General features: G+C 45.0%; 2 protein-coding genes. Both read right to left on the reverse strand.

Features of this window, described 5'->3' with window-relative positions; translation table 11 throughout:
• Positions 1-91: 91 nt before the first annotated feature.
• Positions 92-14812 carry an Ig-like domain-containing protein gene (locus tag HN014_RS02425; protein ID WP_176027317.1) on the reverse strand — a complete coding sequence of 4907 codons (14721 nt, stop codon included), beginning with the start codon at positions 14810-14812 and terminating at the stop codon, positions 92-94.
• Positions 14813-15223: 411 nt separating this feature from the next.
• Positions 15224-16177 carry a type IX secretion system membrane protein PorP/SprF gene (locus HN014_RS02430; protein ID WP_176027316.1) on the reverse strand — a complete coding sequence of 318 codons (954 nt, stop codon included), beginning with the start codon at positions 16175-16177 and terminating at the stop codon, positions 15224-15226.
• Positions 16178-16259 lie beyond the last annotated feature (82 nt).

Genomic DNA, 16259 nt, shown 5'->3' on the forward strand with positions numbered 1-16259 from the left:
GTCTGATTTAAAATATTTTACTTGTCAAAAATATTACTTTTTTAAAAAACAACCCTCCTATCTGTTTGCTACAAAAAGGAGGGACTTACTATTAATTGTTTATGTATAAGTAACCTGTCTTACTCTTATGTTCTCCTGTAGGCAATGTATATTCGATTACATAATAATAAGTTCCAACTGGGAGGTTATCACCTTTTTGAACCGTAACTCGACCATTACTTTGACCTCGGAAAAACGCTCCATCTTTACCATAAGATTCTGCCTCATACACCTTGACCCCCCAACGATTATAAATCGTGACAGTATTGGTTATATTCTCCAAACCTCGAATCACAAAAACATCATTAATCCCATCTCCATTGGGAGAAAATCCTGTATAAACTTCTATACCATCCTCCGCTGTAGGATCTACTGAATTAGGCTGTAAATAATCTGGAATACCATTGCCATCTGAATCTACAGCATCATCTGGATTTCCATCTCCATTAGGATCTGGACGTTCATCAATGGTAGCAATACCATCTCCATCATCATCTTCATCTAAATAGTCCGGAATACCATCATTATCAGAATCATCATTCGTATAATCACCATCACCATCAATATCCTCGTACTGGTTCTCTATACCATCGCCATCACAATCTCCTGTAGGAACTCCATTTGGATCACATGCATTTAGCGGGTCACTCTCTACTAATGGAACTACTGAGGTATCCGGATCATCTTCTACTAAAACTTCTTCACCATCTGTATAACCATCTCCGTCTGTATCTGGATTTGTCGGATCTGTACCAAGATCTTCCTCTTCCTCATCTGTTAAACCATCTCCATCCTGATCAAGCATATACTCCTTCTCCGAAATTACTTCGGTAACATTTCCTGCTACATCTGTAACGGAAACACTTCCTTCTATTGTTACATCTGGATCACTTAGTAAAACCGGTCCCGGAACTTCTATAGAAAATAACCCTGAACCATCAACTGTACCCGTATAAACAAAACCGTCAATAACCAAAGTAACAATATCTCCTTCACTAAATTCTCCTGTTACAACTCCCGTAATAGCTATAACTCCTTCTGCTTCCTCCCCTGTAACAATATTATCTGTCGTAATATCATCTATCGATAATGTAGCTGTAGGCGCTACTGTATCGATGATCAGTTCCCCGGAAGTGGTATCCGTAGCCGTATTACCAGCTGTATCCATAGCTGTAGCGGTTACATCATAGGTCCCGTCAGGACTGATCTCATTGCCCGCAGGAATTGTTAAGCTCCAGGTATTGTCGCCATTGTCTACCAGGTTTCCGTCTCCTTCACTATAGGTAACTCCATCTACCGTTACTGTTAAACTATCTGAAGAATCCGCTGTACCTGTGATCACCGGAGTTGTATCATTGGTGGTCTGACTAACCACTGTTGGAACTGTAGGGGCGACTGTATCGATTGTTAATTCCCCGGAAGTGGTATCCGTAGCCGTATTACCAGCTGTATCAGTAGCTGTAGCGGTTACATCATAGGTCCCGTCAGGGCTGATCTCATTACCCGCTGGAATTGTTAAACTCCAGGTATTGTCGCCATTGTCTACCAGATTCCCGTCTCCTTCGCTATAGGTAACTCCATCTACCGTTACTGTTAAGCTGTCTGAAGAATCCGCTGTACCTGTGATCAACGGGGTTGTATCATTGGTGGTCTGACTAACCACTGTTGGAACTGTAGGCGCTACTGTATCGATTGTTAATTCTCCGGAAGTGGTATCCGTAGCCGTATTACCAGCTGTATCAGTGGCTGTAGCCGTTACATCATAGGTTCCGTCAGGACTGATCTCATTGCCCGCAGGAATCGTTAAGCTCCAGGTATTGTCGCCATTGTCTACCAGGTTCCCGTCTCCTTCGCTATAGGTAACTCCATCTACCGTTACTGTTAAACTGTCTGAAGAATCCGCTGTACCTGTGATCACCGGGGTTGTATCATTGGTGGTCTGACTAACCACTGTTGGAACTGTAGGCGCGACTGTATCGATGATCAGTTCCCCGGAAGTGGTATCCGTAGCCGTATTACCAGCTGTATCCGTGGCTGTAGCGGTTACATCATAGGTCCCGTCAGGACTGATCTCATTACCCGCAGGAATTGTTAAACTCCAGGTATTGTCGCCATTGTCTACCAGATTCCCGTCTCCTTCGCTATAGGTAACTCCATCTACCGTTACTGTTAAGCTGTCTGAAGAATCCGCTGTACCTGTGATCACCGGAGTTGTATCATTGGTGGTCTGACTAACCACTGTTGGAACTGTAGGCGCGACTGTATCGATGATCAGTTCCCCGGAAGTGGTATCCGTAGCCGTATTACCAGCTGTATCAGTGGCTGTAGCCGTTACATCATAGGTCCCGTCAGGACTGATCTCATTGCCCGCAGGAATTGTTAAGCTCCAGGTATTATCGCCATTGTCTACCAGATTCCCGTCTCCTTCGCTATAGGTAACTCCATCTACCGTTACTGTTAAACTGTCTGAAGAATCCGCTGTACCTGTGATCACCGGGGTGGTATCATTGGTGGTCTGACTAACCACTGTTGGAACTGTAGGCGCGACTGTATCAATTGTTAATTCCCCGGAAGTGGTATCCGTAGCCGTATTACCAGCTGTATCCGTGGCTGTAGCCGTTACATCATAGGTGCCGTCAGGGCTGATCTCATTACCTGCCGGAATCGTTAAACTCCAGGTATTGTCGCCATTGTCTACCAGGTTCCCATCTCCTTCGCTATAGGTAACCCCATCTACTGTTACTGTTAAACTGTCTGAAGAATCCGCTGTACCTGTGATCACCGGAGTTGTATCATTGGTGGTCTGACTAACCACTGTTGGAACTGTAGGCGCTACTGTATCAATTGTTAATTCCCCGGAAGTGGTATCCGTAGCCGTATTACCAGCTGTATCCGTGGCTGTAGCCGTTACATCATAGGTCCCGTCAGGACTGATCTCATTACCCGCAGGAATCGTTAAGCTCCAGGTATTGTCGCCATTGTCTACCAGATTCCCGTCTCCTTCGCTATAGGTAACTCCATCTACCGTTACTGTTAAGCTGTCTGAAGAATCCGCTGTACCTGTGATCAACGGGGTGGTATCATTGGTGGTCTGACTAACCACTGTTGGAACTGTAGGCGCGACTGTATCGATTGTTAATTCTCCGGAAGTGGTATCCGTAGCTGTATTACCAGCTGTATCAGTGGCTGTAGCCGTTACATCATAGCTGCCGTCAGGGCTGATCTCATTGCCTGCCGGAATTGTTAAACTCCAGGTATTGTCGCCATTGTCTACCAGGTTCCCGTCTCCTTCGCTATAAGTAACTCCATCTACCGTTACTGTTAAACTATCTGAAGAATCCGCTGTACCTGTGATCACCGGAGTGGTATCATTGGTGGTCTGACTAACCACTGTTGGAACTGTAGGCGCTACTGTATCGATTGTTAATTCTCCGGAAGTGGTATCCGTAGCTGTATTACCAGCTGTATCAGTGGCTGTAGCCGTTACATCATAGGTCCCGTCAGGACTGATCTCATTACCCGCAGGAATTGTTAAGCTCCAGGTATTGTCGCCATTGTCTACCAGGTTCCCGTCTCCTTCGCTATAGGTAACTCCATCTACCGTTACTGTTAAACTGTCTGAAGAATCCGCTGTACCTGTGATCACCGGGGTGGTATCATTGGTGGTCTGACTAACCACTGTTGGAACTGTAGGCGCGACTGTATCAATTGTTAATTCCCCGGAAGTGGTATCCGTAGCCGTATTACCAGCTGTATCAGTGGCTGTAGCGGTTACATCATAGGTCCCGTCAGGACTGATCTCATTACCCGCAGGAATTGTTAAGCTCCAGGTATTGTCGCCATTGTCTACCAGGTTTCCGTCGCCTTCGCTATAGGTAACCCCATCTACTGTTACTGTTAAACTGTCTGAAGAATCCGCTGTACCTGTGATCACCGGGGTGGTATCATTGGTGGTCTGACTAACTACTGTTGGAACTGTAGGCGCGACTGTATCGATGATCAGTTCTCCGGAAGTGGTATCCGTAGCCGTATTACCAGCTGTATCCGTGGCTGTAGCGGTTACATCATAGGTCCCGTCAGGACTGATCTCATTACCCGCAGGAATTGTTAAACTCCAGGTATTGTCGCCATTGTCTACCAGATTCCCGTCTCCTTCGCTATAGGTAACTCCATCTACCGTTACTGTTAAACTGTCTGAAGAATCCGCTGTACCTGTGATCACCGGAGTTGTATCATTGGTGGTCTGACTAACCACTGTTGGAACTGTAGGCGCGACTGTATCGATGATCAGTTCCCCGGAAGTGGTATCCGTAGCCGTATTACCAGCTGTATCGGTGGCTGTAGCGGTTACATCATAGGTCCCGTCAGGACTGATCTCATTACCCGCAGGAATTGTTAAACTCCAGGTATTGTCGCCATTGTCTACCAGGTTCCCGTCTCCTTCGCTATAGGTAACTCCATCTACCGTTACTGTTAAACTGTCTGAAGAATCCGCTGTACCTGTGATCACCGGGGTGGTATCATTGGTGGTCTGACTAACCACTGTTGGAACTGTAGGCGCTACTGTATCGATTGTTAATTCTCCGGAAGTGGTATCCGTAGCCGTATTACCAGCTGTATCAGTGGCTGTAGCGGTTACATCATAGGTGCCGTCAGGGCTGATCTCATTACCCGCAGGAATCGTTAAACTCCAGGTATTGTCGCCATTGTCTACCAGGTTCCCGTCTCCTTCGCTATAGGTAACTCCATCTACCGTTACTGTTAAGCTGTCTGAAGAATCCGCTGTACCTGTGATCACCGGGGTGGTATCATTCGTGGTCTGACTAACCACTGTTGGAACTGTAGGCGCGACTGTATCGATGATCAGTTCTCCGGAAGTGGTATCCGTAGCCGTATTACCAGCTGTATCCGTGGCTGTAGCCGTTACATCATAGGTCCCGTCAGGATTGATCTCATTGCCCGCAGGAATTGTTAAACTCCAGGTATTGTCGCCATTGTCTACCAGGTTCCCGTCTCCTTCGCTATAGGTAACTCCATCTACCGTTACTGTTAAACTGTCTGAAGAATCCGCTGTACCTGTGATCACCGGGGTGGTATCATTGGTGGTCTGACTAACCACTGTTGGAACTGTAGGCGCTACTGTATCGATTGTTAATTCTCCGGAAGTGGTATCCGTAGCCGTATTACCAGCTGTATCAGTGGCTGTAGCGGTTACATCATAGGTGCCGTCAGGGCTGATCTCATTACCCGCAGGAATCGTTAAACTCCAGGTATTGTCGCCATTGTCTACCAGGTTCCCGTCTCCTTCGCTATAGGTAACTCCATCTACCGTTACTGTTAAGCTGTCTGAAGAATCCGCTGTACCTGTGATCACCGGAGTTGTATCATTGGTGGTCTGACTAACCACTGTTGGAACTGTAGGCGCTACTGTATCAATTGTTAATTCCCCGGAAGTGGTATCCGTAGCCGTATTACCAGCTGTATCCGTGGCTGTAGCCGTTACATCATAGGTCCCGTCAGGACTGATCTCATTACCCGCAGGAATCGTTAAGCTCCAGGTATTGTCGCCATTGTCTACCAGATTCCCGTCTCCTTCGCTATAGGTAACTCCATCTACCGTTACTGTTAAGCTGTCTGAAGAATCCGCTGTACCTGTGATCAACGGGGTGGTATCATTGGTGGTCTGACTAACCACTGTTGGAACTGTAGGCGCGACTGTATCGATTGTTAATTCTCCGGAAGTGGTATCCGTAGCTGTATTACCAGCTGTATCAGTGGCTGTAGCCGTTACATCATAGCTGCCGTCAGGGCTGATCTCATTGCCTGCCGGAATTGTTAAACTCCAGGTATTGTCGCCATTGTCTACCAGGTTCCCGTCTCCTTCGCTATAAGTAACTCCATCTACCGTTACTGTTAAACTATCTGAAGAATCCGCTGTACCTGTGATCACCGGAGTGGTATCATTGGTGGTCTGACTAACCACTGTTGGAACTGTAGGCGCTACTGTATCGATTGTTAATTCTCCGGAAGTGGTATCCGTAGCTGTATTACCAGCTGTATCAGTGGCTGTAGCCGTTACATCATAGGTCCCGTCAGGACTGATCTCATTACCCGCAGGAATTGTTAAACTCCAGGTATTGTCGCCATTGTCTACCAGGTTCCCGTCTCCTTCGCTATAGGTAACTCCATCTACTGTTACTGTTAAACTGTCTGAAGAATCTGCTGTACCTGTGATCACCGGGGTTGTATCATTGGTGGTCTGACTAACCACTGTTGGAACTGTAGGCGCGACTGTATCGATGATCAGTTCTCCGGAAGTGGTATCCGTAGCCGTATTACCAGCTGTATCAGTGGCTGTAGCCGTTACATCATAGGTTCCGTCAGGGCTGATCTCATTGCCCGCAGGAATCGTTAAGCTCCAGGTATTGTCGCCATTGTCTACCAGGTTCCCGTCTCCTTCGCTATAGGTAACTCCATCTACCGTTACTGTTAAACTGTCTGAAGAATCTGCTGTACCTGTGATCACCGGAGTGGTATCATTGGTGGTCTGACTAACCACTGTTGGAACTGTAGGCGCTACTGTATCGATGATCAGTTCTCCGGAAGTGGTATCCGTAGCCGTATTACCAGCTGTATCAGTGGCTGTAGCCGTTACATCATAGCTGCCGTCAGGGCTGATCTCATTGCCCGCAGGAATCGTTAAGCTCCAGGTATTGTCGCCATTGTCTACCAGGTTCCCGTCTCCTTCGCTATAGGTAACTCCATCTACTGTTACTGTTAAACTGTCTGAAGAACCTGCTGTACCTGTGATCACCGGGGTTGTATCATTGGTGGTCTGACTAACCACTGTTGGAACTGTAGGCGCGACTGTATCGATGATCAGTTCTCCGGAAGTGGTATCCGTAGCCGTATTACCAGCTGTATCAGTGGCTGTAGCCGTTACATCATAGCTGCCGTCAGGGCTGATCTCATTGCCCGCAGGAATCGTTAAGCTCCAGGTATTGTCGCCATTGTCTACCAGATTCCCGTCTCCTTCGCTATAGGTAACTCCATCTACCGTTACTGTTAAACTGTCTGAAGAATCTGCTGTACCTGTGATCACCGGAGTGGTATCATTGGTGGTCTGACTAACCACTGTTGGAACTGTAGGCGCTACTGTATCGATTGTTAATTCTCCGGAAGTGGTATCCGTAGCCGTATTACCAGCTGTATCAGTGGCTGTAGCCGTTACATCATAGGTGCCGTCAGGGCTGATCTCATTGCCCGCAGGAATCGTTAAGCTCCAGGTATTGTCGCCATTGTCTACCAGGTTCCCGTCTCCTTCGCTATAGGTAGCTCCATCTACCGTTACTGTTAAGCTATCTGAAGAATCCGCTGTACCTGTGATCACCGGGGTGGTATCATTGGTGGTCTGACTAACCACTGTTGGAACTGTAGGCGCGACTGTATCGATGATCAGTTCTCCGGAAGTGGTATCCGTAGCCGTATTACCAGCTGTATCAGTGGCTGTAGCCGTTACATCATAGGTTCCGTCAGGGCTGATCTCATTGCCTGCCGGAATCGTTAAGCTCCAGGTATTGTCGCCATTGTCTACCAGGTTCCCGTCTCCTTCGCTATAGGTAACTCCATCTACCGTTACTGTTAAACTGTCTGAAGAATCCGCTGTACCTGTGATCACCGGGGTTGTATCATTGGTGGTCTGACTAACCACTGTTGGAACTGTAGGCGCGACTGTATCGATTGTTAATTCCCCGGAAGTGGTATCCGTAGCCGTATTACCAGCTGTATCAGTAGCTGTAGCCGTTACATCATAGGTCCCGTCAGGGCTGATCTCATTACCCGCTGGAATTGTTAAACTCCAGGTATTGTCGCCATTGTCTACCAGATTCCCGTCTCCTTCGCTATAGGTAACTCCATCTACCGTTACTGTTAAGCTGTCTGAAGAATCCGCTGTACCTGTGATCAACGGGGTTGTATCATTGGTGGTCTGACTAACCACTGTTGGAACTGTAGGCGCTACTGTATCGATTGTTAATTCTCCGGAAGTGGTATCCGTAGCCGTATTACCAGCTGTATCAGTGGCTGTAGCCGTTACATCATAGGTTCCGTCAGGACTGATCTCATTGCCCGCAGGAATCGTTAAGCTCCAGGTATTGTCGCCATTGTCTACCAGGTTCCCGTCTCCTTCGCTATAGGTAACTCCATCTACCGTTACTGTTAAACTGTCTGAAGAATCCGCTGTACCTGTGATCACCGGGGTTGTATCATTGGTGGTCTGACTAACCACTGTTGGAACTGTAGGCGCGACTGTATCGATGATCAGTTCCCCGGAAGTGGTATCCGTAGCCGTATTACCAGCTGTATCGGTGGCTGTAGCGGTTACATCATAGGTCCCGTCAGGGCTGATCTCATTACCTGCCGGAATCGTTAAACTCCAGGTATTGTCGCCATTGTCTACCAGGTTCCCGTCTCCTTCGCTATAGGTAACTCCATCTACCGTTACTGTTAAACTGTCTGAAGAATCCGCTGTACCTGTGATCACCGGAGTTGTATCATTGGTGGTCTGACTAACCACTGTTGGAACTGTAGGCGCGACTGTATCAATTGTTAATTCCCCGGAAGTGGTATCCGTAGCCGTATTACCAGCTGTATCAGTAGCTGTAGCGGTTACATCATAGGTCCCGTCAGGACTGATCTCATTGCCCGCAGGAATTGTTAAACTCCAGGTATTGTCGCCATTGTCTACCAGGTTCCCGTCTCCTTCGCTATAGGTAACCCCATCTACTGTTACTGTTAAACTATCTGAAGAATCCGCTGTACCTGTGATCACCGGGGTGGTATCATTGGTGGTCTGACTAACCACTGTTGGAACTGTAGGGGCGACTGTATCGATGATCAGTTCCCCGGAAGTGGTATCCGTAGCCGTATTACCAGCTGTATCGGTAGCTGTAGCGGTTACATCATAGCTGCCGTCAGGACTGATCTCATTACCCGCAGGAATTGTTAAACTCCAGGTATTGTCGCCATTGTCTACCAGGTTCCCGTCTCCTTCGCTATAGGTAACCCCATCTACTGTTACTGTTAAACTATCTGAAGAATCCGCTGTACCTGTGATCACCGGGGTGGTATCATTGGTGGTCTGACTAACCACTGTTGGAACTGTAGGGGCGACTGTATCGATTGTTAATTCCCCGGAAGTGGTATCCGTAGCCGTATTACCAGCTGTATCGGTGGCTGTAGCGGTTACATCATAGGTCCCGTCAGGACTGATCTCATTACCCGCAGGAATTGTTAAACTCCAGGTATTATCGCCATTGTCTACCAGGTTCCCGTCTCCTTCGCTATAGGTAACCCCATCTACTGTTACTGTTAAACTATCTGAAGAATCCGCTGTACCTGTGATCACCGGGGTGGTATCATTGGTGGTCTGACTAACCACTGTTGGAACTGTAGGGGCGACTGTATCGATTGTTAATTCCCCGGAAGTGGTATCCGTAGCCGTATTACCAGCTGTATCGGTGGCTGTAGCGGTTACATCATAGGTCCCGTCAGGACTGATCTCATTACCCGCAGGAATTGTTAAACTCCAGGTATTATCGCCATTGTCTACCAGATTCCCGTCTCCTTCGCTATAGGTAACTCCATCTACCGTTACTGTTAAACTGTCTGAAGAATCCGCTGTACCTGTGATCACCGGAGTTGTATCATTGGTGGTCTGACTAACCACTGTTGGAACTGTAGGGGCGACTGTATCGATTGTTAATTCCCCGGAAGTGGTATCCGTAGCCGTATTACCAGCTGTATCAGTAGCTGTAGCGGTTACATCATAGGTCCCGTCAGGACTGATCTCATTGCCCGCAGGAATTGTTAAACTCCAGGTATTGTCGCCATTGTCTACCAGATTCCCGTCTCCTTCGCTATAGGTAACTCCATCTACCGTTACTGTTAAGCTATCTGAAGAATCCGCTGTACCTGTGATCACCGGGGTGGTATCATTGGTGGTCTGACTAACCACTGTTGGAACTGTAGGCGCGACTGTATCGATGATCAGTTCCCCGGAAGTGGTATCCGTAGCCGTATTACCAGCTGTATCGGTGGCTGTAGCGGTTACATCATAGGTCCCGTCAGGACTGATCTCATTACCCGCAGGAATTGTTAAACTCCAGGTATTGTCGCCATTGTCTACCAGATTCCCGTCTCCTTCGCTATAGGTAACTCCATCTACCGTTACTGTTAAACTGTCTGAAGAATCCGCTGTACCTGTGATCACCGGAGTTGTATCATTGGTGGTCTGACTAACCACTGTTGGAACTGTAGGGGCGACTGTATCGATGATCAGTTCCCCGGAAGTGGTATCCGTAGCCGTATTACCAGCTGTATCGGTAGCTGTAGCGGTTACATCATAGGTCCCGTCAGGACTGATCTCATTACCCGCTGGAATCGTTAAGCTCCAGGTATTGTCGCCATTGTCTACCAGGTTTCCGTCTCCTTCGCTATAGGTAACCCCATCTACCGTTACTGTTAAGCTATCTGAAGAATCCGCTGTACCTGTGATCACCGGGGTGGTATCATTGGTGGTCTGACTAACCACTGTTGGAACTGTAGGCGCGACTGTATCGATTGTTAATTCCCCGGAAGTGGTATCCGTAGCCGTATTACCAGCTGTATCAGTGGCTGTAGCCGTTACATCATAGGTGCCATCTGTAGTTAGTTCATTACCTGCCGGAATCGTTAAGCTCCAGGTATTGTCGCCATTGTCTACCAGATTCCCGTCTCCTTCGCTATAGGTAACTCCATCTACCGTTACTGTTAAACTGTCTGAAGAATCCGCTGTACCTGTGATCACCGGAGTTGTATCATTGGTGGTCTGACTAACCACTGTTGGAACTGTAGGCGCGACTGTATCGATGATCAGTTCCCCGGAAGTGGTATCCGTAGCCGTATTACCAGCTGTATCAGTAGCTATAGCGGTTACATCATAGGTCCCGTCAGGGCTGATCTCATTACCCGCAGGAATCGTTAAACTCCAGGTATTGTCGCCATTGTCTACCAGGTTCCCGTCTCCTTCGCTATAGGTAACTCCATCTACCGTTACTGTTAAACTGTCTGAAGAATCCGCTGTACCTGTGATCACCGGAGTTGTATCATTGGTGGTCTGACTAACTACTGTTGGAACTGTAGGCGCTACTGTATCAATTGTTAATTCCCCGGAAGTGGTATCCGTAGCCGTATTACCAGCTGTATCAGTAGCTGTAGCGGTTACATCATAGGTCCCGTCAGGACTGATCTCATTGCCTGCAGGAATCGTTAAGCTCCAGGTATTGTCGCCATTGTCTACCAGATTCCCGTCTCCTTCGCTATAGGTAACTCCATCTACTGTTACTGTTAAACTATCTGAAGAATCCGCTGTACCTGTGATCACCGGGGTGGTATCATTGGTGGTCTGACTAACCACTGTTGGAACTGTAGGGGCGACTGTATCGATGATCAGTTCCCCGGAAGTGGTATCCGTAGCCGTATTACCAGCTGTATCGGTAGCTGTAGCGGTTACATCATAGGTCCCGTCAGGACTGATCTCATTACCCGCAGGAATTGTTAAACTCCAGGTATTGTCGCCATTGTCTACCAGGTTCCCGTCTCCTTCGCTATAGGTAACCCCATCTACTGTTACTGTTAAACTATCTGAAGAATCCGCTGTACCTGTGATCACCGGAGTTGTATCATTGGTGGTCTGACTAACTACTGTTGGAACTGTAGGGGCGACTGTATCGATGATCAGTTCTCCGGAAGTGGTATCTGAAACAGAAATACTTCCAGAAGTTGAAGTAGCCGTCACATCATAGGTGCCGTCAGGGCTGATCTCATTACCCGCAGGAATCGTTAAACTCCAGGTATCATCCCCGTTATCTACTAAATTCCCATCTCCTTCGGTATAAGTAACCCCATCTACTGTCACTGTTAAAGTTGTAGACGAATCATGTGTACCCGTGATCACCGGGGTTGTATCATTGGTGGTCTGACTAACCACGGTAGGAGTTACAATATCACGATAATCCACATCGCCTCCTGAATTTACATCTCCATCTGCATCAGGAAAATTATCTGTCTGCGTATTATCAAAACTACCATTGACATCGGCATAACTATCTCCATTATCATAACTATTATCTAACCCATTAACTCCAACGGTACCACTTAAAGTGAGCCCTGCTTCAGTCGTATCTGTTACTCCATCATTATCCGAATCTAAATCCAGATAATCCACTTCATCTGTACCATCTGTATTGACAGGAGTCAATCCTCCCAAATAAGCAGAATTCACCCCATTATTTGCTGTGTACGTTGCAGCACTATCCCCATTAGGGGCAATATACCCTGTTGTCGATTGGGCTTCTATATTATCAGGAATACCATCTCCGTCACTATCTAAATCTTTAGCATCCGGAATTAAATCTCCATCGGTATCACAACTCCATGACAAATTAAAAATACTCTGCGTTAAACTTACCGCAGAACTTTGCGTTCCTTTGGCCGTTATTTCTAACCGATCAATTGCTGTTTTAAAAGAAACTTTAATCACATTGGAAGATCCTCCTCCTACAAATTGATTATTCGTCTGTGTTGGTGCTGGAGGTCCTGCTACAACCTCTATATTAGCTTCTGTGAGAATAACTGGAGTTCCTCCCAAACTACCTACAATATCAGCTTGTTCAGGACCACTTAAGTTTCCTCCATCAATATCTGTCATATGAAATGTAAGATCCGTAACAGCGACATCAAATACAAAGATTGCTTTTGCTTCCTGACTATTGGTCAAATTCATTGTTCCAATCTGAATAATACTTCCATCTCCAGATGGGTCTCTACCACTAAACACTCCTCCAGTAGCTATTGCCGCAATTGTTCCAGTAGCAGTAGTTGCATCAAGATTTAATGTTATTGTATTTCCTGCAGTAACTCCAGGTTGTGAAACCGCATTATTCACAGAAGTCCCCGCTGTGGCAGATAAACCATCAAAAGCTCCTAAGTCCAGTAATAAAGATTGGGTACATTCTTCTGTATCTAAAATCCCATCATTATCATCATCTAAATCTACTCGATCCGGAACACTATCTCCATCTGTATCTGTATCATCTAAACCATCTCTATAATCTACATCACCTCCTGAATTTACATCACCATCTTCATCAGGAAAGTTATCTGTTTGGGTGTTATCAAAACTACCGTTGACATCTGCATAATCATCACCATTATCATAATTATTATCTAATCCATTAGCTCCAACGGTACCACTTAAGGTTAGCCCTGCTTCTACTGTATCATTTGCGCCACCGTTATCCGAATCTAAATCGAGATAATCCGGTTCATCTGTACCATCCGTATTAACAGGAGTTAATCCTCCTAAATAAGCAGAATTCACCCCATTATTTGCTGTGTATGTTGCCGCACTATCCCCATTAGGCGCGATATATCCTGTTGTCGATTGGGCTTCTATATTGTCAGGAATACCATCTCCATCACTATCTAGATCTAGACAATTTGGTAATCCATTTCCATCTGTATTTTGTCTTTGCCCTTGTACAAATACGTTATCTATAGAGATATCGTCTCCTGTACCGCTTGTAGCTTTAACTGTTTCAAAAGTTATTGTTGCTGTAGAGGCTGAAGGAAGAAAGCTTATCGATCTTCCACCCAACGTATGAGAAGGACCGCCATTTGTCGCTCCAATTTGATCAGATGTCTCCGTATATAATAAATCTCCATCAACATACACATTTAATACCATGGGGACTGCATGTGCAAAATAGGCCCCTACATCAAAAGTGAGTTCGTTCACATATCCCGCATCTACAGAAATAGTTTGAGAAAGCGTATTCGTCCCATTACTATCACTATTAACCATTCCACTACCTCCATTGGCTCCTGTATAAAACCAATTCCCTGCTCCTCCTTCTGTCCATCCTGACAAATTTCCCGAAGCAAAATCTCCATTGGTTAATGAGTTCGTAGAAGGGCATTCAACGACATCTAATATACCATCATTATCATCATCCAAATCGGTAACATCTAATACGCCGTCACCATCAGTATCGACAAGCTGCATCAAACCGGAAAAAACCACTTCGATCTCATCCCCTAAAGTCCCAATAGATCCTGAAGGCATTGTAGCTTGTAGTGTAAATGAAGAGATATCTCCTATAATCTGTAAAGTTCCTGCTGCTGTGCCTGAGTTTGAAGGTCCGCATTCTCCTACAGGAGCAGTTAAAGCCTGATTAATAGTTCTAACTAATGTATTGGTCGTAGAAACAAAATGATTTCCATTTTCAGATAATTCATTCCATGTTAGCCCTCCTTGTAAAGTAAATAGCGTTGCAACTGAAGTTGTCCCACTAAACCCTCCTAACCTATCCACATGAATGATCGGGTTTCTAACTACAATTGGATTGTTTGAGGTATCTACAAACGAAAAAGTAATGGTTCCTGTTTGATTTAAAACATCATGGTAAAATCTTAGCGAAGAAATATTATCTACCGAAGTCGTAGAATATGCACCAGCACATCCAAATGTATCTGTTCCGAACCCTCCCATAGATCCTGTAGTAGTGGTTCTAACTTTTATTGTGCCTGTTGAAGCTTCCCATTCATTAGCTCCACCATATTGACTCCAGGTTCCTGTTATCTGAGCATTTGAAATACTCGTAACAATAAAAAAAAGTAATGGTACAATACTTTGTATCCCTCTTCCTGTTTTTTTTAAAAGCTTACTGTTCATAATCACATTTTTTCTTGTGAGAAATTGAATTACATACCGAACAACAACCTTAAACTTTCACATATACGCATATAGAAAGCTTCCCTTAAAAAATTTAAGGGTCTTTAAAGACCGAAAAAATAATTAGATAAAATTCTTAATAAGTAAAATATCCTAAAAAAGAGATATTCTTTATTTTCAACATAAATTGATCTATTCGGGGCTTTTAATAACTAGGTTTATCATAAGTAATTGTATTTCATTCACTAACAAGTTAAGTTCTTTAATTCTGTATTCCAACTAGTAAAAGCAAAAATAAACATAAATGTTAAAAAAATTAACATAACCTCAGAAAAATTAAGGTTTTATGTTTAAAAAGCATTTTTAGTAAATTTTACCCAAAAAATCATTGAGATCTTTTTTCTCTTTCTTTTAAAAGAAACGAGGGGTTAACATTCTGTTGTATTTCTTAAAGAGTTCAAATCGAAGCAATACTTCATAACTACCATCATTAAACACTGCCTTACCTAGTTCAGTAGTCTCTCGATCATAAGCAAAACCAACCATCAAACCATCTGAGACCTGAAAGCCAACCATACCACTCAATGCTGCATCCCAACGGTAACCAACTCCAAAACTCAATCGCTCATACAATAAAAAACTTGCGGATAAATCTACCTGTAAAGGGGCTCCCAAGACCAATTTTGTCAGCAAAGCTGGTTTAAATTTAACATCACTACTGAGATCAAACGTATGACCTGTAATTAAATAATAATTAATACGCTCCTTAGCTACAAAGGCTGAAGAATCATTACCCCCAACCGTAGCACTCTCATCAAAATGCTCCGTCTCCAATAAGTTTGGAGCACTCAATCCTAAATAAAAACGAGGGGTATGATAATACAAACCAATCCCAACATTAGGACTAAATTTATTGTCTATATTATTTTCGAAACTCGGATCATTAACATCAAATTTGCTCAATCGCTGAAAATCTACATTCAGTAAATGACCTCCTGCTTTTAATCCAAAACTTAACTTCCCAACATCTGAAGTAGGTATTGTATATGAAAAATCAATATCAAAATAGGTCTCCTGAGTAGGACCTATCTCATCATTGACGATAGAAACTCCCAAACCTACCCGGTTACTCTCTCCTATAGGCGTATTCATCGATAAGGTCTGAGTACGGGGTGCTCCATCCAATCCTACCCATTGACTCCGGTGAAGACCACTGATGCTCATCACTCCCCGACTACCCGCATATGCAGGGTTGACACTTATCGTATTATACATGTATTGGGTATACTGAGCATCTTGCTGAGAATACCCTAACACAATATGAAGCATTAAGAAAAGAATACTTATACTATATTGAAATCTCATCTGTCTGATTTAAAATATTTTACTTGTCAAAAATATTACTTTTTTAAAAAACAACCCTCCTATCTGTTTGCTACAAAAAGGA

The organism is Aquimarina sp. TRL1 (assembly GCF_013365535.1).
GTDB classification, from domain to species: Bacteria; Bacteroidota; Bacteroidia; order Flavobacteriales; family Flavobacteriaceae; genus Aquimarina; species Aquimarina hainanensis.